This window comes from Colwellia sp. 6_MG-2023 (assembly GCF_030547765.1).
Lineage (GTDB): Bacteria > Pseudomonadota > Gammaproteobacteria > Enterobacterales > Alteromonadaceae > Colwellia.
In genome coordinates, this window is sequence record NZ_JAUOPP010000002.1 from 1 (window position 1) to 21,421 (window position 21,421).

A 21,421-nucleotide genomic window follows, 5' to 3' on the forward strand; every position below is an offset into this window, starting at 1 on the left:
TGCCAGACTTTAACGGAGCAGTGCCTGTTGTTACTTATCTTGTTGAAGATGGTATCGGTGATACTAATGAATCAACACTAACAATTGTGGTGACACCTGAGTCAGATCTTATTGATGATAATGAGTATGTTGAGATAGCGGAAGATGAAGTAGCTTCAGGTAGTGTACTAACCAATGCCTCAAGCCCTGAAGCTGGGTTGAAAGTAACAAGCTTTAGTGTTGATAGTGACGGTGATGGTGTAGATGAAACTAATTATCCTGTTGGTGTACCTGTCACGATAGTAGATAAAGGCACCTTGTTATTAAATGGAGACGGCACTTATACTTTTACGCCACTGCCAGACTTTAACGGAGCAGTGCCTGTTGTTACTTATCTTGTTGAAGATGGTATCGGTGATACTAATGAATCAACGTTAACGATTGTGGTGACACCTGCTGATAATATTCCACCTGTGGCAGAAGATGATGGCTTTAGTATTTATCAAGGGGAAAGCGTTAGCGGTAACCTTATCACACATGTCGATGGTAATGATGGTATTGCCGATCATGATGGTGGTGATGGGGCAGTGCTCACCATAACGCAAGTTAATGGTGTTGATTTGGTTTTTGGGGCTGATGGTTTTGCGACTGTGAATGTTGATGGTGGAGCAGTAACCATTAATGCGGCAGGTGATTTCACTTATAATAATAGTGATGGTTATATTTTAGGTAGTGATTATCCAAGTTTTAATTACACTTTAAGTGATGGAACTGACACAGATATAGCGACGGTGACAATTGATATTGATGATTCAGCACCTGTTGCCGTCAATGATTATAATTATTTAACTTTTTCTGATTTAAGTGATTTTGGTAGAAGTGACATCACAGGTAGTTCAAGTATTGGTGGTAATGTTATAACCGGTAGAACTTCAGACGACCATATGGATACTTCAGATGATGGATTAGTCACGATAGTTAAGTTTAATTATAATGGCTCAGATTTTATCTTTAATGATGATGTAACCTCTCATACTATTATAACTACTTTTGGTACTTTTATAATGGATAACACAGGAGAGTATTCTTTTGAGTTACCATTAGGCACTAAAGTTGTTGAAATACCTGATAACTTGAATATTGTTTATACAATAGAGGATAGTGATACAAATAATCCTGAAACAGATGATGCAACACTAGAAATAAACTTTACATATTCGAATGAGGTGACTAGTTCATCTCGGACTTCTTCAGAAGAGAAGCTGATAGAGATACCAGATGTTATTGAGGACCAAGATCAAGAAGTGCCGGATCAATTAATTAGCTATGATATGGCGGAGCTTTTTAGCGAAACAAACAATGAAAGTATTGAAGAATACATGCAGTTTGACGCTTTAGTTGAAAATAGTGCGTTAAAAAATACTTCACAGTCTAATAAAGAAGAACTAATATTAGAAACAGATACTCAAGATGTAGCTAAAGCGGGAGATACTGAAACAATAGTGACAAATAGCCTATTAAAAGAAGGGGCTACATTGATCAGTGATGCGTCTCCAGAGAATGTTCCACAACAAATTGAACTTGACTCCAACGACCATATATAATTAATCTGATAATATTAGTAAATGATATTAAAAATGATCTAATGGTGTAATATGTATTTATACATCATTAGGTCATTAGCCAAGTTCAGGTTAGTTAGACAGTGAATTTATTTTAAGGGATCAAATACTTCGTGCAATCAACAGTGCAACCGTCATCTGAGTGGTCAATCAATGCTTCACAAAAGTTAAGTTCAGATCCCTTATTAGATAGCTTAGTGCTCCTCACTGAGCATTTTGGCAATCCCTGCTCTGCTGATGCTCTTTCAGCAGGTTTACCACTGACAGAAACAAATTTAACGCCTGAACTTTTACCTCAAGCAGCTTCTCGGGCAGGGCTAAGTGCCAAGCTAGTACGTAAAGGCTTGAACGAACTGCCTTCAATGTTGCTACCTTGTATTTTGATGCTCAAAGATAAAAAAGCAATAGTCTTACAAGAGCTTGATATTGAAAATAATAAAGCAATAGTCTCCTTGCCTGAAACTGGTGGAGAAGAGCTATTAACTATTGAAGAGCTCGAATCAAATTTTGTCGGCTACTTGTTTTTAGTAAAGCAACAATATCGTGGCGATAGAAATTTTGATGTTCAGCACGATAGTTCGAAAGAGCATTGGCTGTGGAAAAGAATTAAAAACACTTCCTCTATCTACCGTGATGTGATTATAGCTTCTATCATGGTAAATATTTTTGCGTTAGTTTCGCCTCTTTTTGTTATGAATGTTTATGATAAAGTCGTTCCTAATCTTGCATTTGAATCACTTTGGGTACTTGCTGTCGGTGCCGGAATTGCTTATATATTTGATTTGATTTTAAAGCAACTACGTGGTTATTTAATTGATGTCGCGGGTAAAAAAATTGATATAGAAGTTTCCTCGAAGCTTTTCGCAAAAGTCATAGGTATGCCCCTTGAAAAACGATCTCCAAGTGTTGGTGGAATGGCTAAGCAAATAGGTGAATTTGATAATGTGAGAGAGTTCTTATCATCTGCAACTATCAGTGCAGTTGTCGATTTACCTTTCGCACTGCTCTTTATGTTTTGTATTTGGCTTGTTGCTGGAGACTTAGTGATGTTTCCTATTATTGCCTCTATCTTGATTATTGGTTATACCTTGTTGAATCAAGCAAAGCTCAAGCAAGCAATTGAAGAAACGAATAAGTATTCCAGCTTACGACACGGCCATCTAATTGAGTGTTTAAGCACTTTAGAGTCGATCAAAGCCAATGGAGCCGAAGGTGTTGTTCAAAATGCCTGGCAACAAATGATAGGGCACACCTCTACTTGGTTGCTTAAATCAAAAATTATTACGAATTCAGTGTTAAATTTTGCTAGTTTTATTGTGCAAATATCAGTTGTTGCTGTAGTGGTTTTAGGGGTTTATCGAGTCTCGGATAACTTAATTTCAATGGGCGGAATTATCGCGGCAGTAATGTTAACAGGCAGAGCTATTTCACCTGTTGCCAAACTTGCAGGTTTAATGACGCGCTCTAATCAAACCATTAGTGCGTTAAAGCAACTTGATCTTTTAATGGAACAAGAAGGTGAATTTGAAGATAAAGCACATTTAGTCAGTAGAAATAAGCTTGCGGGTAATATTAATGCTGATAATGTGAGTTTTAAATACCCAAATGCGGATATCCCGTCTTTAAAACCGATGTCTGTGAATATTCGTCAAGGCGAAAGAGTTGCGATTGTTGGACATAACGGCTCAGGTAAAACCACGTTAGCAAAATTATTGCTTGGACTTTATCAACCTAGTCAAGGCTCTATACAATTTGATGGTTTGAATTACCAACAAATACACCCCAGTGATTTACGTAAGAATATTGGTTACTTACCACAAGATATCGTGTTATTTCACGGTACTATCAGAGATAATATACTCTTTGGTACTAGACAAGTTACAGAATATCAACTGATTAGAGCTGTGCAACTTTCTGGGGTCAGTATTTTTACTGATCAGAATAGTCAAGGACTTGATCAACAAGTGGGCGAGAGTGGTAATGCCCTGTCTCGTGGGCAAAGGCAGTCTATTGCGTTAGCAAGAGCAATATTAAATTCGCCTCAAATATTATTATTAGACGAACCAACTGCTAGCCTTGATGCTCGGGCTGAAAAGCAGTTTATTAAATCAATACATGCGACGGCTAAAGATCGTACTATGTTATTAATTACACATAAAATGGATTTGTTAAAATTGGTTGATAGAATTCTGGTGTTAGACAAAGGTAAATTAATAATAGATGGTCCAAAAGATGAAGTATTAGCAAAGCTAAAAGGTAATCAATTAAATCAAGAGACAAGCGCATGAAGGTGAGTCAACAAGATTTAGAAATGGCTGACGATGTCTATGGCGCAATGCTAACTGAAGTACCAAGTTTACATCGCTTAACTATTTGGGCTATGGCTAGCTTACTTTTGTGTTTTCTTGTGTGGTCTTATTTTGCAGCACTACAGCAAGTTACTTCTGGCATAGGTAAAATTATCCCTTCAACACAAGTGCAGATTGTTCAAAGTTTAGATGGTGGCGTATTACAAGAGTTATTTGTACAAGAAGGTATGCAGGTTGTGAAGGGGCAACCTATAGCAAGAATTGATGACACCCGTTTCAGATCAGATTTTGCTGAACAAAAACAAGAAGTTAATAGTTTGCGAGCAAATGTGATTCGTCTTAGAGCCGAACTTTCAAGTATCTTAATTGGCCATAATGAACAGTGGCAACGTCAAATAGAAATTAATAAAAATATACCTGTTTACCCTGATGATCTCCTGCAAAATGCCGAATTTATGGTTGAAAGACAAAAAGAAGAATATTCTGGAAGGTTAGATAATTTAATAAATCAATTAGCTATTCAAGAACAACAAATTCAGCAGAGAGAGCAAGAAGTTGCTGAGTTAGATTCTAAAATTAACACTCTGCAAATAAGTTACCAAATAGCGAGTAAAGAACTTGATCTTACGCGGCCTCTCGCTGAAAAAAATATAGTTTCTAAAATAGAATTATATAAATTAGAGCGTAGTGTTAATGAGCTGAAAGGCGAGTTGAGTGCAGTACGGCTACTATCACCTAAGTTAAAGTCCTCATTACAAGAATCAATATTAAATCGTCGAGAAACAGCGCTTGCTTATAGATCAGAAGCTAGGGCAACACTTAATGATATGCAAAATAAATTATCTCGTATTAATGAATCACAAGTTGGTGCTCAAGATAAAGTTACTAAAGCCTTAATATTATCTCCTGTTGTTGGTACGATTAAAACAATTCATATCAACACATTAGGTGGTGTAGTAAAACCTGGGGAAACAATTGCAGAAATAGTACCTACAGAAGATAAATTGATGGTTGAAGCTAAAATAAAACCAAGAGATATTGCTTTTATTTATCCGGGGTTACCTGCTGTTGTAAAAATTACAGCGTATGATTTTACTCGCTATGGTGGATTGAAAGGCAAAGTTGAACATATAAGTGCAGACACGACCCAAGATGAGGAAGGCAATAGCTTTTACCTGATTAGAGTACGTACGGATGCTTCAAGCATAACAAACAAAAAAGGTGAAGCAATGCCAATTATTCCAGGAATGTTGACTGAAGTTGATGTTATCACTGGTAAACGAACTATTTTGGAATATATTTTAAACCCAATATTACGGGCGAATGAAGCTGCACTTAGGGAACGATAGCGCTTAACTAAAAATTAAGAATAAAAAATAATACAAACAGGGAATATTTATGAATAATGTTGTTTTTACCTTGAATAAAATAGCAATACTTGGTGTGCTAGGTTTATCGACATTGTGGTCGGTTAGTAGTAATGCCCAAAGTTTAGAGCAGGCTGTTGCGGAAGCACTTAATACGCATCCTGATATTCGCCAGTCTTTTGCTCGATTTAAATCGAAAGAAGAAGATGTTAATCGTGCATCAGCAGGTTACCTTCCTACCGTTGATTTAACTGCTGGGTATGGTTATGAGTTTACAGATACGCCAAGTAATAGAAGGACCGAACTCAATAATAGTAACGGTCAAACTGAGTTGGCGCGTGGTGAGTTTGGTATTAGTATTAAACAGATACTTTTTGATGGTATGTTTACTAGCCATGAAGTAGATAGAACTAAATTTGAAGCAAGTGCAGAGCAATGGACTTTAATTTCAAATGCTGAAGATCTCGCTTTGAAAGTTGCGCAAGCATATTTGAATTATATTAAAACAGAGCAACTTATTGAGTTAGCACAAAAAAATATTGAATCACACGAAATAATTTATCAACAAATAAAAGAGCGTACTGATTCTGGATTAGGTAATATTGCTGATTTATCACAAGTGACAGGGCGATTAGCTAGAGCACAGTCAAATATGATAGCCGCGCGAAATAACCACCTTGATGCAAGAACACAGTTTATTCGTTTAACAAACACACTGCCTGAAAACTTAGTGATTCCAGTCCCCGATGTTGACATGCTACCTAAAGATAAAGAAAGTGGCCTAGATCTAGCAATTAAACGTCACCCGGTTATTAAATCAGCTCAACAAGATATAAGAGCTGCACGTTCATTTAAAAGTGCTGTAAAATCAAATTACTACCCTACATTATCGTTAGAGTTAGCTGCTAATTCAGATAATGATATTGGAGGCGAGAGTGGATTAAATCAGTTTGGTGCTGATGTGGGGGGTCACCGTAATGATGCCTCAGCAATGTTACGTTTGCGCTATAATTTTTATTCTGGTGGAAAAGATATTGCCAGTGAAAGAAGTGCAGCCTATAAAGTATCAGAAGCACAAGACATTAATGCAAGTGCTCATAGGCAAGTAACAGAAAGTTTTGGTCTGGCTTGGAATGCTTTTCAAATGTTAGCCTTACAAAAAAAATATATAAAGCAACATGTTATAACCTCTAAAGACACTCAAGTAGCCTACAAACAACAATTTGATATTGGTCAACGTAATTTACTTGATTTACTTGATACTGAAAATGAGTTGTTTCAAGCCCGTCAAGATTATTTAGATGCAGACTTTAATGAGTTAAGTGCTAAATATCGTATATTAAACTCAACAGGACAGTTATTAGACTCGCTAAGGGTGACTAGATCTGCCGCTTGGAAGGGAGAGCACGAATATGAGGAAGGAGCATACAATGAATAAAGTATTACGCAATCCCAATAAGTATATTTCACTGTATTTGGCAATGATAGTGTCTGCTTTACTGCTTATGGCATGTGCTGATACACGGGTTGTTGTCCTAGAGGATTCTGTTGAACAGCAATTTAATTTAGCTGATGATGATAGTGATGGTGTGATAAAAGCACGAGAAAAATGTGATGGAACTACCATTGGAGCTTCTGTCGATAATTATGGCTGTGGCACAAAGATATCTACTATCGAACCTTTTCAAATAGATATTAAATTTGAACGTAATTCATCTGAAATACCTGCTGCAGCTTATGCTGAAATTAGTAAATTAGCAGACATTTTGGAGAAAAATTCTGCAATTAATGTATTGGTTGAAGGCCATACCAGTAAAGTTGGTACTGCTGCGTTGAATAAAGCGCTTTCTAATGCTCGCGCCGAAGCTGTAGCTACAGTATTAGAAAATGACTTTGCAATTGATAAAAGCAGAATTGCTACTATTGGTTATGGGTTTGAGCGCTTAGAAGCTATGGGGGATACGGAGCAAGATCATGCAGTAAATCGTCGTATAATGGCCGAGATTTCAAATATAGAGAATATTGATGAACTCAAATGGACCATTTATACGGTAGACCAAGTTAATTAATTATAATGAGTAGTATTACGAGCAATATTCTTTTTGTAAGTATTGGAATGAAATTTGTTCAAGTACTACTTATTCTGTTGCTATCACCAGCTATTTTTGCTCGATCTATCTTGCCACTTGATGAAGAAAAAATTATATCATCGCTAACGCAAAGTTATGGTGAAAGGGCAGGTAAACGAGGTAAGACTTGGTTTAATTTAATGCAACAGAAGTCAGATATCTCTGAACTTGAAAAATTAAAGGAAGTGAATAATTTTTTTAATCTTTTTAGGTTTATAGACGATAAAATACTTTGGGGTGTAAGTAACTATTGGGCAACACCTGTTGAATTTATTGGTGTTAATGGCGGAGATTGTGAAGACTATTCAATAGCGAAATACTTTACATTATTAGAGCTTGGTATTGCGGATGAAAAAATGAGGATCACCATGGTAAAAGCAGTAAAACTGAATCAATATCATATGGTGCTTGCTTATTATGATACCCCGAATGCCATGCCGTTAATATTAGACAATATTGATGGTGTTATTAAGCCCGCAAGTCAGCGAAATGATTTAATCCCAATATATAGTTTTAATGCCAGTCAATTATGGCTAAACAAAGAGAAGGGGCGTGGTGTGATTAGTGGAAAATCATCAAAACTGAAACTTTGGCGTGAGCTACGAGAACGTATCACTACTTCAAAACTTAAACAACCCAAGCTAAAAATGGAGTTTTAAGATCATGACCTTATTTAGAGAAATAAACTCATTACTATTCGGACTGTTCTTATTAGTTATGACAAGTTTGGTTTATTTTCAGTTTACCCAAACGCGTGACTTTATGAGTCAGCAAATGGAATCAGATTTAAATAATACCATTACTTCATTAGGATTAATGCTAAAGCCTCATCTTGAAACAGGAGATGTTGTTACCGCCGAAACCTTGGTAAATGTGATTTTTGAAGGAGGATTCTATCGTAAAGTTACATTGAAGTGGTTAGCGAATGATAAAGTACAAGTTTGGGAAAATCCTATTCTTATCGAAGGGGTACCTCAATGGTTTATTAATTTAGATTTGTTTAAATCTCAGAAAAAAGAAACCTTAATAACTTCTGGGTGGATGCAGTTAGCAACTCTTGAAATAGAAGGACACCCAGCGTTTGGGTATAAAGAGCTATGGCGAGTAATGAATAATACTGTGATGGTTTTATTTTTATTATTTATACTTTCAATTATTGTACTGAGATTTAAGCTTAATCGTATTTTAAAACCATTAAACAATATTGCGATTCAAGCAAAGCAAATTTCAGAGCGTAAATTTAGCCATGATATTGAGATACCAAAAACTACAGAATTAAAAGATGTAGTGGAGGCGATAAACTCGATGTCTGGACAATTAAAGCAAATATTTTCTACTTTAGATAAAGAAGTTAATGAACTCAAAGAAGATAAATTAATTGACCATGTGTCACAACTACCTAATCGTCAATACTTGTCAGCACAAATTAATAATTGGTTAAATGAACCTGGTTTTGGTGGCCTTATATTAGCTAAGTTTGACTGGCTAGAAGATATTTATACCAAGTATGGTTTTCAAGGGCGAGATGAGATTATTAAGGTGGTCTCACAACGAATGCAGGCGGAGTTACCTGAAATTGCGGAAAGTGTGATTGCTCGTATTGCTAACACTGAGTTTGCATTTTTAATTACTAAAGCAGAGAAAAGTACGATTGAATTGTATTTACAATCGTTAATTAGAATTATTAATCAAGAAATTAGTAAAGCTGGTTGTACAGCTAATACGCGTTTTGCGCTAGGTATTAGCCAACGTATTGAAAATATGAATGCTTCTGATTTATTGGCACAGTCAGATAATGCTCTGCAACAGGCACAACAAACTAATAAAATAAGCTATTGGATAGACGCTGAACAGCCACAAAAATATAGTCGAGAGCAATGGCGTAGTAAATTAGTCGATTCGATTAATAACAACTTTTTTATATTTCAGTGGCAACCTATTGTCAGCATAGCAACACAAGAAATAATTCACCGGGAAATATATTGTCGATTAACCATTGATGACAAAATAGTAACAGCATCAGAATTTATGCCTTTTATCGAGTTGTTGTCATTAGGTGCCCAACTTGATCAATGCTTATTAGAGTCAATTGAACAACAAAATATTTTAGCGAAAGCAGATAATAGTATCGCAATTAACCTTACTCATGATAGTTTACAAAATGATGAATTTATTCAATGGTTAAGTGGGTTTCTTAAACGAACAGTTCATGCGGAACGCATTTCATTTGAAATCCCGGAATCGGCAGCCATTCATTTATTTGAGCAGTGTATTAATTTAGCTGAAATTACCCGAGCAGCGGGTGCTAAAATAGGGATAGATCAATGCGGACGTCAAATTGGATCTTTAGACTACTTACATAAATTACAACCTGACTATATTAAATTAGATTTATCATTTGCCTATTATGATAAATTAAATCAGAACAAAGAACTTTGTCGGGCACTTGTTAATGTAGCTAAAGGGTTACAAATCGATGTCATTATTACCGGTATTGAAGATAAAGAACAACTAACACATTTTAATGCATTAAAAGTACAAGGGTATCAAGGATATATTTCACCAGTTGAAGATATTTGAAAAGATATTGGCAGTTACTAATTTATCACAATATGAACTCAGTACTACCATATTGATGAGTGTATTTTATCTGATTGAATGATGATTTTTGCTATTTTTTTAACGAAAAAAATATTTTTTTGCAATTTATACAAAACAAGCAACACAAATTGGTAATACTGAGGTATCATTGTTCGATCTGTTATTCTAAAGTAATAACACGCTCTAATTAACTCGCATTTTCACAGGACATTTCGAGCTTATGTTTAAAAAATTACGCGGTATGTTTTCTAACGATTTATCAATTGACTTAGGTACAGCCAACACCCTTATTTATGTTAAAGATCAAGGTATCGTATTAGACGAGCCTTCAGTGGTTGCTATCCGTCAAGATCGTACTGGTGGCTCAAAAAGTGTTGCTGCCGTCGGTACGGCCGCAAAATTAATGCTAGGGCGTACTCCTGGTAATATTGAAGCGATACGCCCAATGAAAGATGGCGTTATAGCTAACTTTTTTGTTACTGAAAAAATGTTACAGCACTTCATTAAACAAGTGCATAGCAATAATTTTTTACGCCCTAGCCCTAGAGTTTTGGTTTGTGTTCCATGTGGTTCTACGCAAGTAGAGCGACGTGCTATTCGTGAGTCAGCTATGGGGGCAGGTTCTCGAGAAGTTCATTTAATTGATGAACCTATGGCGGCAGCAATAGGTGCAGGTATGCCTGTATCAGAAGCAACTGGCTCTATGGTTGTTGATATAGGTGGCGGTACTACAGAGGTCGGAATTATTTCTCTAAATGGCATCGTTTATTCATCTTCAGTGCGTATTGGTGGTGACAAATTTGATGAAGCCATTATCAATTATGTGCGTCGTAACTTTGGCAGTCTAATCGGCGAAGCGACAGCAGAACGTATTAAACATGAAATTGGCTCAGCTTATCCTGGTGATGAGTTAGCTGAAATTGAAGTTCGTGGTCGTAATCTAGCTGAAGGTGTGCCACGTAGTTTTACTTTAAATAGCAATGAAATACTTGAAGCTTTACAGGAACCACTAACCGGTATTGTTAGTGCCATTATGGTTGCTTTAGAGCAGTCACCACCTGAATTAGCTTCAGATATTTCAGAGCGTGGCATGGTGCTAACTGGTGGTGGTGCATTATTAAAAGATATAGATCGTTTATTGATGGAAGAAACAGGTATTCCTGTTGTTGTGGCAGAAGACCCGTTAACTTGTGTGGCAAGAGGTGGTGGTAAGGCACTAGAAATGATCGATATGCATGGTGGTGACCTTTTCTCCTATGAATAAATTTGGTTAGTTCTTATTGCGTTTTAATTCAATTACAGTGTCAAAAGTATGCAATAATTATTGTTAATTTTATGCTTTTGCTGTGTACTCGAATTAAAGTATGTAAAAAACAACTAGGTTGATTATTTTTTATATGGTTTAAAAGTCATAAGTATTAATTTGCAATTAGAAGTGTGCAATTCATAACTGGTTTTCTATGAACCCAATTTTTAAACATGGTCCATCCCCACAGCACCGACTTGTCTTGGTGCTGTTTTGTTCTGCTCTATTGGTTTTCTTCGATCATAAAATGGCCAGTTTTGAGTCGTTACGTGGTTATTTACAGTCAATGATTAGTCCTTTGCAATATATCGCTAATACACCTAAGGTTGCCATGACATGGATCTCAACTAATGTCACCACTCGCCAACAATTGATGAATGAGAATCGATATTTTAGATTGAATGAATTAGTATTTCATGAGCAAGCGATGCAACTTGATATTCTAAAGCAAGAAAATGAACGTTTGCGTACGTTACTTGCTTCACCATTGCGTAGTGAGTTAAAGAAAATGGTGGCTGAAATCCTCTCTGTAGATAGTGACCCATACAGTCATCAATTAGTGATCAATCGTGGCGCAAGAGATGGTGTTTATGAAGGGCAACCTGTACTTGATGCCTTAGGTATTGTTGGACAGATATTACATGTTGGTCAAACAACTTCTCGCATTATTCTCATTACCGACACTTCTCATGCAGTACCTGTTAGAGTTAAGCGTAATGGTTTAAGGTTACTTGCCTCGGGCAGCGGACAAATAGACCGATTAAACCTTAATTTTGTGCCACAAAGTGCTGATGTTCAAGTAGGTGATGTATTAGTTACTTCGGGGTTAGGAGGGAAGTACCCTGAAGGCTACCCTGTTGCAACGATTTCGTATATAAGTAACGATGAATCTAGAGAGTTTTTAAGGGTATATAGCACACCTATCGCGCAAATTGATCGTTTACGTTATTTATTATTATTATCAGATGAAGATCCTATTAATATTTTTGCACCAAAAACAGAAACTGAGGCTGTGAAGTAATGCTTGCTCATAACGGTATAATTATATTACTAACACTCTTGATTGCTATAATTGCCAGCATTATGCCGCTACCATTAAGTGTTGATGCTTTTCGACCAGATTGGGTGCTTATTGTACTTATTTATTGGTGTATGGCTTTACCTGATAGAGTAAACATTATTACTGCTTGGGTTATGGGGTTTTTACTTGATGTTATTCTAGGATCGGTTTTAGGTGTTCATGCTGCGGCTATGGCAATTGCAGTTTATATTGTTGCAGAAAACTTTCAAAAGATACGCAATTTCTCCATTTGGCAACAAGCACTTATTACCGGTGTTTTAGCAGCGTTATATCACTTAGTAGTTTTTTGGTTACAACATTTTTTAATTAATGTTGCTTTTCTTACAAGCTATTTATATCCGGTGATAACTACTATTGTGCTGTGGCCATGGGTTTTTTATCTGTTACGAAAAGTACGTAGACATTTTTCTATTAAATAGCAATTTTACTTGAGTATGTATGAAACAACTTATTTTGGCGTCTCAATCGCCTAGAAGAAAAACACTTTTAGCGCAATTAGGTTACCAATTTAATACCCAACCTGCGAATATAGATGAATCGGTTTATTGTAATGAGAAGCCTGAAGACTATGTGATACGTTTAGCAAAAGAAAAAGCGTTAACAGTTTTTCTTGCTTTACCTGAAGAAAATAAAGCCCAGACAATTGTTTTAGGCTCAGATACAAGTGTCGTTATTAATGGTGAAATCTTGGGGAAACCAATCGATGAAGCTGAATGTATAACTACCTTAATGCGTCTTGAAAATAAACAACATCAAGTATTAACTGCAATAGCGATAATCACTCAAGACTCAAAAAATTCACCACAAAATTATCATGCAATAACAGCCCTTGTAGAAACGCAAGTTCATTTTAAACCGTTAACTGTTGACGAAATTAAACGTTATTGGAATACGGGGGAGCCATGTGATAAAGCAGGTTCTTATGCTATCCAGGGTATTGGCGGGCAATTTGTAACTATGATTAATGGTAGTTACTCCGCTGTCGTTGGATTACCTCTATATGAAACAACACAATTGTTGGCTCAAGCAGGTTTGCCGTCAAGTATCAATGAAGGATTAATATAAAATGAGCAGTGAATTATTAATCAATGTGACACCGAGCGAAACGCGAGTAGCGTTAATTGAGCATGGTTCTTTGCAGGAAGTACATATTGAGCGAGAAGCTAAACGTGGCATTGTTTCCAATATATATTTAGGTAAAGTTATTCGTGTTTTACCTGGTATGCAAGCGGCTTTTATTGATATAGGTTTAGATAAGGCGGCCTTCTTACATGCATCAGACATTAACTCTAAGCTTATTTTAAATGAAGAGACTGAGCAGGTACCTGATATTCGAGCTTTGGTTCATGAAGGTCAACTGTTAATGGTGCAAGTAGTAAAAGATCCACTTGGCTCAAAAGGTGCTCGTTTAACTACTGATATTACGATTGCTTCTCGCTATTTAGTGTTAATGCCGCACTCGAGTCACGCTGGTATATCTCAACGCATTGAAGATATAGGTGAACGTAAGCGCTTGAAAAGTATTGTAAGCCCTTATTGCGATGAAGAACAAGGCTTTATAGTACGCACCGCAGGAGAGGGCGCGGGAGAGGAAGAATTAAAACATGATGCTGAATTTTTGCGAAGAGTGTGGACAAAAGTTAAAGAACGGAAAAAACGGAAACAGGTCGATCTTCCCCTCTACCAAGATCTGTCTTTATCGTTACGAGTATTAAGGGACTTTGTCGGTGTTAAATTTGAACGAATTCGTGTTGATTCTAAATTGACCTATGAACAACTTATCAATTTTACCGAAGAGTTTATACCCGAGCTCACAGAGGTCATGGAGTACTATCCAGGTGAAAGGCCTATTTTTGATTTATTCTCTGTTGAAGTTGAAATACAACGTGCTTTACATCGTAAAATTGAATTAAAGTCAGGTGGGCATTTAGTTATTGATCAAACAGAAGCCATGACAACCATTGATATTAATACAGGGGCTTTTGTCGGACACAGAAATCTTGAAGATACTATTTTTAGTACAAACATTGAAGCGACACAAGCGATTGCACGTCAATTAAGGTTGAGAAACCTTGGCGGGATAATTATTGTTGATTTCATTGATATGCATAATGAAGATCATAAGCGTAGAGTGTTGAATAGTTTAGAAATGGCGATGGCAAAAGATAACGTTAAATTTAGTGTTCATGGTTTTTCTTCTTTAGGGTTAGTGGAAATGACACGTAAGCGTACTCGGGAAAGTTTAGAGCATGTTTTATGTGGAGAGTGTCCTGTTTGTACTGGACGTGGCAATCTAAAAACGGTTGAAACGGTATGTTTTGAAATTTTACGTGAAATAGTGCGAGTAAATCGTGCTCATGATGCAGATAAATTTATTGTTTATGCTTCTTCGGCTGTTAGTGATTTTCTTGTGAATGATGAATTCCATATTTTGGCAGAAGTTGAAGTTTTTATTGGGAAATCGATCAAAGTTCAAACTGAAGCTATGTATTCTCAAGAACAATTTGATGTTGTAATGATGTAGTGACTAGTACTGTCAATATCAAACAATAGAGCTGATTAAAGGAAAAACCATTAATGTCGATTGCAAGCGTTTCTAACCGTTGGCTTAACCGTCTTTACAAAATACTAGCTATTATGCTGGTATTGCTAGCGGTATTGATTAGCGCGTTTCGCTTGTTCCTTCCTTATGTTGAAAACTATAAGCAAGATTTTCAAAATTATATAAATACAAAAAATAAAACCAACATTGTTATTGGTGGCTTAGGAATGAGCTGGCAGCTATCTGGACCAACATTAATCGCCAATAATGTTACTTTAGTGGAAACTAACGGTGCTTATGTTTATGTGGACCACTTAGAAGTTGAAATTGATTTTTGGGCAACGTTAACGAGACGCAATTTAATATCAAATAATTTAATACTTGATGGTGCGGTTGTTACATTACAAAAAAATATTTGGCGCACACAAGCAAAGGATGTTGGTGGTGCTCAGCAGCTTGATGGTTTTGAAAGAATTACTGATATTTTTTTAAATCAGATTAATCGTTTTTCTCTAAAAAATAGTAATATTGCAATAGAAAATGAATCACTGACACAGCAGTTTAGAGTAAATAATTTAGATTGGTTAAACCTTGACGATCGTCATCAAGCGCAAGGTAATATCATTGTTGATGAATTAAGTTCAAACAATTTAAGCCTAAAAATAGATATTCATGGGCATTCAATTGATGAGTTGGAAGGGATTATTTATGTTGATGCTAATCACCTAGATATTACGCCTTGGCTTGATAATATTTTAACCATTGATAATGATAAAATTAAAACTGATATTAGTTTTTCAGCTTGGCTACAAGTGCATAATGGAGGTGTTGAACGTTTACAATTATCGTTAAATGATAATTTTATTAGTTGGCAGGAAAACACTCAAAATGATGATGAAATAGAGCAAAAATCTCATTTACTGAAGTTAAGTGCTGGTCAGTTATTACTCGTTGAAGGCAAAGAGCCTGAAAGTTTTAAGCTGTATAGTACACCTATGCTATTGCAATTAGATACAGATGCAGTAGAAGAATATACAGTACAAATGACTAAAACAGCTCAAGAATATTATATTTATCTCTCATATTTAGATCTATCTTTAATTAGTCACCTTTCACCCTTATTTATCGAGTCGCCAAGTAAACAAGCATTGATGTCTAACTTAAATATTAGCGGTCAAGCAAGGGATGCTTTTTTAAAAAAAACAGCACTCGATATTCAAGCTGTCGCTAATTTTAGCGATGTTTCGACTCATTACAGTCAAGGAATTCCGGGTGTTGATAATGTGTCAGGCTCGCTAAGTTATAATCAACAACACTTAACTGTAGAGCTTGCTGCAGATCAGGGAGCCTTAGATTTTAATAAACATCTTGTAGCACCTGTCCCTTATGATTCATTGAAAGCGATAGTTGACTTATCCATTATGGATACAGGTTGGCGATTAAAGGTTAATGATGTTGAGCTTTCTTCCAGTGAATTAGTATTAGCTGCAGATTTAACCATAGATTCTCCAGTCAATAGTGCAATGACAATGGCGTTATTAGCGAATATCACTGATGGAGATGCTAGTAAAACAGGGCATTATTATCCACTAACAGCAATGAGTGATAATCTGGTTACTTATTTAAATAGCGCCTTAATTGATGGCAAAATTCATCAAGCTCAAGTGCTAATAAATGGAGAGTTAGGTAAATTTCCTTTTATTGATAATTCAGGCACATTCATCGTTGATGCTGAGTTAGAAGAAGCAAAATTTAAATTTAATGAGCGTTGGCCAACGATAGCGGATTTATCCGCAAATTTGAATTTTACTAATAATAGTATGTTAATTACTGGGCGTTCAGGTAGCTTGGCTGGGCTTAATGTAGCAGGTGTACAAGTTGCTATAGATGATTTAACTCATGATCAAGTGTTAACTGTAGATACCTTAATTGAAGATTCCGCTGCAACGAGTATTGCTAATTTAATGACGCAAAGCTCTCTTAAAAATAGCGTAGGTAGTGTTTTACAGCAATTAAACATTGGAGGAAAAGTTAACGGTGAGTTTCATTTAGCTTTACCAATTGGTGCACCTGACGGGGTAGTAGCTAGTGGTATTGTTAATTTTGCTAATAATACAGTTTCTTTACAAGCCCCTAGAATGGATTTTAAAAAAGTAAATGGGCAGTTAACGTTTGAAAATGATTTAATTACAACAAGTAATTTGTCACTAACTTGGCTTGGTTTACCGTTAGAAATAGCGGTAAATGGCATTGATAAAGCAGATTATTATGATACCAATATAGCACTTAAAGCTGATTGGCATCACGATGCATGGTTACAGCATATATCTCCACATTTACAAAAATATTTTGATGGTCAACTACAGTTGCAAGGTGATTTATCTTTATATCAACACCATGGTGGAGGCTTTTCTTATCAATTAAATATTGATTCAAACCTTGAACCGTTAGAAATTAAGATTCCTGAGCCATATAACAAATTAGCTAAGATAAAGACACCTCTACAAATAGAGGTAAAGGGGCAATTAGAAGAGTCAGTTTTTAATGCAACCTATGGAGATAAACTCAGCTTTTTTGGTGTTTTAGATCATCGAACTAACCACTTTTCCAGAGCGCACATTGTTTTAGGCAATGAAAAAATGCTTTTACCAATGAATGGTTTTCATATTACTAGTGACTTAGAGGATGTGGTTGCAAGTGAATGGCAGCCTTTTATTACTGATATTATTAATAGTACTTCGCAAGTGAAAAAGACGTTGAATGCTGACGGTACAATTGAGTCAACCACGGGTTTATTTTCTAACCCAGAGCGTATCCGAGGAACGATAGATAATTTAGCTGTGTTAGGGCAAAATTTACATAATGTATCTTTTAACTTATTAGATAAAACGCATTGGTGGTTATTGGAGCTTAATGCTAAAGAAACGCGTAGTCAGATTAAAATTTATCCTAATTGGCTAGAGCAAGGCCTTGATGTTAATGCCGATTTTCTTCACCTAACAAGTAAGACTGTAAGCTCTTTAAGTGAAGAGGTAACGCAAGAAGACGATAATAGCGTGGTAACTGAATTAACGAGTGAGAAGGTTTTTGCTAATATACCTGAAATGAATTTTGTCTGTGAGCGTTGTTTAATCGGTGACTTAAATTTAGGCAGTGTTAAATTCGATTTGTTACGAGCAGATAATAAGGTGATTAAAATTGAAAACTTCCAAGCTAAGCGTGAGCAAGCTGAGTTTAACTTATCAGGTGAATGGCAAAAGATAGGTGATATTTCAAAAACTACTGTTTCTGGAAGCTTGTCGTTAAAAAATATCGAATATGAATTAGAACAATTAGGGTATGCCTCTATTATACGTGATAGTGGTGGTAAACTTGATTTTAATTTGAATTGGCAAGGGGGTCCTCAGCATTTCGAATTAAGCCAACTTAATGGCGATCTTAAAGCGGATATAGACGATGGTTACTTAGCTGATGTAAGCGACAAAGCACGTATTTTTTCGGTATTAAGTTTACAGTCTATTGTTCGAAAGTTAACCTTAGATTTTAGAGATATCTTTAGCGATGGTATGTTTTATAAAGATATTGAGGGTGATTATCATATAAAAGAAGGTGTTTTATATACTGATAATACTCGCATGAATGGCTCTGCAGGAAATTTATATATTAAAGGTAATACTAGCTTTGTAAATAATACGCTTGATTATAAAATGTCCTATAAGCCTAATTTGACTTCTAGCTTGCCGGTACTTGCATGGATAGCAACATTAAACCCAGTTGTATTTTTAGCGGGCGTTGCAATAGATCAAGTTATTACTTCACAAGTTGTCTCTGAGTTTAACTTTGAGCTAACAGGTGATGTGAGTGATCCTAATTTTAAAGAAGTAAACCGTAAGAGCAGAGATGTCAGTGTTGGCCGTTCCACTCCCCCTGAGTTTGTTGATAATGTCGATAAGATAATAGTATCTCCAGAAGACAAAATAAATACTAAATCTTTTAAAGAACATCAGTCTCCTAATTTGCTTGAACAAGAATATAAACAAGACCCATATAATGATAATAAACCATTAGAGGAGCTAAATGATGATTAAACTGAGTGCTATTCAGCTTAACTCTAAAGCTGATGTTAAGCACAACTTACAAGTTATAGAACAAAAGCTTGTCAAGCTAACTAGCCAAAACACGCTAGCTACTTATGAGCAACATATTGTTGTTTTACCTGAATGTTGTTTATTTTTTGGTGCAAGAGATAATGCTCAGTTGTCGTTAGCCAAAGAGTCATCTGCTAATAATGACCTGCAAGTTGCATTAGGCGCTTTGGCAAAAAAGTATAAGGTCACCCTGATTGCCGGCTCCATTCCTCTGTTAACAGCTGAAGGAAACAAATTTACAAACAGTAGCTGTGCTTTTAATTCAAACGGAACATTAATAGGCCGTTATGATAAAATACATTTATTTGATGTAAATGTTGCAGATAGTGAGAAAACTTATTGTGAATCACGATTTACTCATGCAGGTAGCACCCCTTACATAGTAAAAACACCTACTGTAAATATAGGTTTAACGATATGTTTTGATTTACGTTTTCCAATGCTATTTCAAAGGCTAACAGCAATGGGAGCTGACATCATTACCGTGCCAAGTGCTTTTACGCGAGTTACAGGTAAAGCTCATTGGCAAACTTTATTGCAAGCAAGAGCGATAGAAAATCAAGTTTATATTATTGCTGCAGGACAAGAAGGCGTACACGAGAATGGAAGAGAAACTTGGGGGCATTCAATGATTATTAGCCCTTGGGGGGAAATTTTAGCTTCTATTGAAGAGGGAGAGGGAATTATTAGTAGTGATTTCCTCCCACAAGAAATTAAACGAATACGAGCAAGTATGCCATTAATGCATACTGCTAAAACCTAATGTTAAGTTGAGTGATAAATGAATAATGTTGAACAAGTTTTACTAGCTGATAGCCATATTGATGATGATATTTTATCTAAAACATTAAATAGTATGATGGGACGTCAAGTTGATTTTGCTGATCTTTATTTCCAATCTAGTCAGCATGAATCATGGATGTTAGAAGATGGCATAGTAAAAGAAGGCTCTTATAATATCGAGCGAGGCGTAGGTGTACGTGCTATATCAGGTGAGAAAACAGGTTTTGCTTATTCTGATGATATATCACCGTTAGCTTTACAAAAAGCGGCAGATGCAGCTAAAGGTATTGCTGATGCAGGGCAGGGCGGAAAAGTTCAAGCGTTTAAACGTCAGTCTCCAATTAAGGTTTATCAGTCAGTAGAGCCATTAGGTAGTTTAACGCAAGAACAAAAAATTGATTTATTACATCAGGTTGAAGCACATGCTAGGCAAATTGATAGTCGAGTCAGTCAGGTAATAGTGAGCCTTTCAGGGGTTTACGAAAAAGTGTTAGTAGCAGCAAGTGATGGTACTTATGGTACTGATATTCGACCTTTAGTACGTTTGAATTGCTCTGTGTTAGTCGAAGATAACGGTAAACGTGAACGAGCAAGCTCTGGTGGTGGTGCTAGAACTGATTATAGTTACTTTTTTGAATCAGTATCAACGAATACAACGCAAGGAAAGCCTCGTTATTTAACTTACGCAGAAGAAGCAGTACGTCAAGCATTGGTTAATTTGGTTGCTGTTGATGCACCTGCAGGCACTTTTCCTGTAGTACTTGGTGCAGGCTGGCCGGGTGTATTATTACATGAAGCGGTAGGTCATGGCTTAGAGGGGGATTTTAATCGTAAAGGCTCTTCAACTTTTTCAGGTAAAGTCGGTAGCAAGGTGTGCTCAGAGCTTTGTACTATTGTTGATGATGGTACTATGGCAAACCGTCGTGGCTCAGTGAATATAGACGATGAAGGTACCCCAGGACAATATAATGTGTTAATTGAAAAAGGAATTTTAAAGGGGTACATGCAAGATAAGCATAATGCTTCATTAATGGGCGTAAAACCAACTGGTAATGGCCGACGTGAATCATATGCTCACTTACCTATGCCGCGTATGACTAATACTTATATGTTAGCAGGAGAGTCTGCTCCTGAAGATATTATTAAATCAGTCAAAAAAGGAGTTTATGCGCCTAATTTTGCTGGTGGACAAGTAGATATTACCTCAGGGAAGTTTGTCTTCACTAGCTCTGAAGCGTATTTAATCGAAAATGGAGAAATCACGACCCCTATCAAAGGAGCTACTTTAATAGGTAGTGGACCGGAAGCAATGAAAAATGTTTCTATGGTGGGTAATGATCTTCAACTTGATGCTGGCGTTGGGGTGTGTGGTAAAGATGGTCAGAGTTTACCTGTTGGTGTTGGGCAACCAACTTTGAGAGTAGATGGTATCACCATTGGTGGCACACAATAAATAAACAGTGATTAGTTACGAATTTAAAAACGAAATATTTACCATATTTTGTTTTTTAAATTCGATGCTAATATGTTGCTTATAATGCTTTTATTTAGTGA

At 36.2% G+C, this 21,421-nt stretch carries 15 protein-coding genes; all 15 read left to right on the plus strand.

Annotated elements, in window-relative coordinates; genetic code table 11:
- Window positions 1-1,583: Ig-like domain-containing protein (locus Q4503_RS01715; RefSeq protein WP_303601237.1), on the plus strand; the 1,583-nt coding region annotated here is incomplete at its 5' end.
- 131 nt (window positions 1,584-1,714) lie between these two features.
- Complete coding sequence (locus tag Q4503_RS01720) at window positions 1,715-3,889, plus strand: type I secretion system permease/ATPase (protein ID WP_303601238.1); 2,175 nt, start codon at window positions 1,715-1,717, stop codon at window positions 3,887-3,889.
- A complete protein-coding gene (locus Q4503_RS01725; protein WP_303601239.1) occupies window positions 3,886-5,259 on the plus strand; it encodes an HlyD family type I secretion periplasmic adaptor subunit in 1,374 nt (457 codons plus the stop codon). Before Q4503_RS01720 ends, Q4503_RS01725 begins: the two co-directional genes overlap by 4 nt.
- 49 nt (window positions 5,260-5,308) lie before the next feature.
- Window positions 5,309-6,715 (plus strand): TolC family outer membrane protein, encoded by a 1,407-nt coding sequence (locus tag Q4503_RS01730; protein ID WP_303601240.1) that lies wholly within the window; start codon window positions 5,309-5,311, stop codon window positions 6,713-6,715.
- The gene (locus Q4503_RS01735) at window positions 6,708-7,346 is read left to right on the plus strand and encodes an OmpA family protein (RefSeq protein WP_303601241.1); all 639 of its coding nucleotides are present in this window, start codon (window positions 6,708-6,710) and stop codon (window positions 7,344-7,346) included. The genes Q4503_RS01730 and Q4503_RS01735 overlap by 8 nt, the downstream gene beginning before the upstream one ends.
- A gap of 47 nt (window positions 7,347-7,393) precedes the next feature.
- Complete coding sequence (locus tag Q4503_RS01740; protein ID WP_215973075.1) at window positions 7,394-8,065, plus strand: transglutaminase-like cysteine peptidase; 672 nt, start codon at window positions 7,394-7,396, stop codon at window positions 8,063-8,065.
- A 4-nt stretch (window positions 8,066-8,069) separates the two neighbouring features.
- Window positions 8,070-9,986 (plus strand): EAL domain-containing protein, encoded by a 1,917-nt coding sequence (locus Q4503_RS01745; RefSeq protein ID WP_303601242.1) that lies wholly within the window; start codon window positions 8,070-8,072, stop codon window positions 9,984-9,986.
- Between the two features lie 241 nt (window positions 9,987-10,227).
- Window positions 10,228-11,271, plus strand: coding sequence for a rod shape-determining protein (locus tag Q4503_RS01750; RefSeq protein ID WP_215973077.1), 1,044 nt, complete (start codon window positions 10,228-10,230; stop codon window positions 11,269-11,271).
- A 196-nt stretch (window positions 11,272-11,467) separates the two neighbouring features.
- The gene (mreC, locus tag Q4503_RS01755; RefSeq protein ID WP_215973078.1) at window positions 11,468-12,334 is read left to right on the plus strand and encodes a rod shape-determining protein MreC; all 867 of its coding nucleotides are present in this window, start codon (window positions 11,468-11,470) and stop codon (window positions 12,332-12,334) included.
- The gene (gene mreD, locus Q4503_RS01760) at window positions 12,334-12,813 is read left to right on the plus strand and encodes a rod shape-determining protein MreD (protein ID WP_215973079.1); all 480 of its coding nucleotides are present in this window, start codon (window positions 12,334-12,336) and stop codon (window positions 12,811-12,813) included. Before mreC ends, mreD begins: the two co-directional genes overlap by 1 nt.
- A 19-nt stretch (window positions 12,814-12,832) precedes the next feature.
- A complete protein-coding gene (locus tag Q4503_RS01765) occupies window positions 12,833-13,459 on the plus strand; it encodes a nucleoside triphosphate pyrophosphatase (protein ID WP_215973080.1) in 627 nt (208 codons plus the stop codon).
- A 1-nt stretch (window position 13,460) separates the two neighbouring features.
- Window positions 13,461-14,918 carry a ribonuclease G gene (gene rng, locus Q4503_RS01770; protein WP_215973081.1) on the plus strand — a complete coding sequence of 486 codons (1,458 nt, stop codon included), beginning with the start codon at window positions 13,461-13,463 and terminating at the stop codon, window positions 14,916-14,918.
- A gap of 53 nt (window positions 14,919-14,971) precedes the next feature.
- On the plus strand, window positions 14,972-19,024 hold the full coding sequence (locus Q4503_RS01775; protein ID WP_303601243.1) for a YhdP family protein: 4,053 nt from the start codon (window positions 14,972-14,974) through the stop codon (window positions 19,022-19,024).
- Window positions 19,014-19,847, plus strand: coding sequence for a carbon-nitrogen hydrolase family protein (locus Q4503_RS01780; RefSeq protein WP_303601244.1), 834 nt, complete (start codon window positions 19,014-19,016; stop codon window positions 19,845-19,847). Before Q4503_RS01775 ends, Q4503_RS01780 begins: the two co-directional genes overlap by 11 nt.
- A gap of 18 nt (window positions 19,848-19,865) precedes the next feature.
- Window positions 19,866-21,320 carry a metalloprotease TldD gene (gene tldD / locus Q4503_RS01785; RefSeq protein ID WP_303601245.1) on the plus strand — a complete coding sequence of 485 codons (1,455 nt, stop codon included), beginning with the start codon at window positions 19,866-19,868 and terminating at the stop codon, window positions 21,318-21,320.
- Window positions 21,321-21,421 lie beyond the last annotated feature (101 nt).

Bases quoted from the DNA above. Each gene is read 5' to 3' on its own strand.
- Q4503_RS01725 (WP_303601239.1), top strand. From the start codon at position 3,886: ATGAAGGTGAGTCAACAAGATTTAGAAATGGCTGACGATGTCTATGGC.
- Q4503_RS01730 (WP_303601240.1), top strand. From the start codon at position 5,309: ATGAATAATGTTGTTTTTACCTTGAATAAAATAGCAATACTTGGTGTG.
- Q4503_RS01735 (WP_303601241.1), top strand. From the start codon at position 6,708: ATGAATAAAGTATTACGCAATCCCAATAAGTATATTTCACTGTATTTG.
- Q4503_RS01740 (WP_215973075.1), top strand. From the start codon at position 7,394: ATGAAATTTGTTCAAGTACTACTTATTCTGTTGCTATCACCAGCTATT.
- Q4503_RS01745 (WP_303601242.1), top strand. From the start codon at position 8,070: ATGACCTTATTTAGAGAAATAAACTCATTACTATTCGGACTGTTCTTA.
- Q4503_RS01750 (WP_215973077.1), top strand. From the start codon at position 10,228: ATGTTTAAAAAATTACGCGGTATGTTTTCTAACGATTTATCAATTGAC.
- mreC (WP_215973078.1), top strand. From the start codon at position 11,468: ATGAACCCAATTTTTAAACATGGTCCATCCCCACAGCACCGACTTGTC.
- mreD (WP_215973079.1), top strand. From the start codon at position 12,334: ATGCTTGCTCATAACGGTATAATTATATTACTAACACTCTTGATTGCT.
- Q4503_RS01765 (WP_215973080.1), top strand. From the start codon at position 12,833: ATGAAACAACTTATTTTGGCGTCTCAATCGCCTAGAAGAAAAACACTT.
- rng (WP_215973081.1), top strand. From the start codon at position 13,461: ATGAGCAGTGAATTATTAATCAATGTGACACCGAGCGAAACGCGAGTA.
- Q4503_RS01775 (WP_303601243.1), top strand. From the start codon at position 14,972: ATGTCGATTGCAAGCGTTTCTAACCGTTGGCTTAACCGTCTTTACAAA.
- Q4503_RS01780 (WP_303601244.1), top strand. From the start codon at position 19,014: ATGATGATTAAACTGAGTGCTATTCAGCTTAACTCTAAAGCTGATGTT.
- tldD (WP_303601245.1), top strand. From the start codon at position 19,866: ATGAATAATGTTGAACAAGTTTTACTAGCTGATAGCCATATTGATGAT.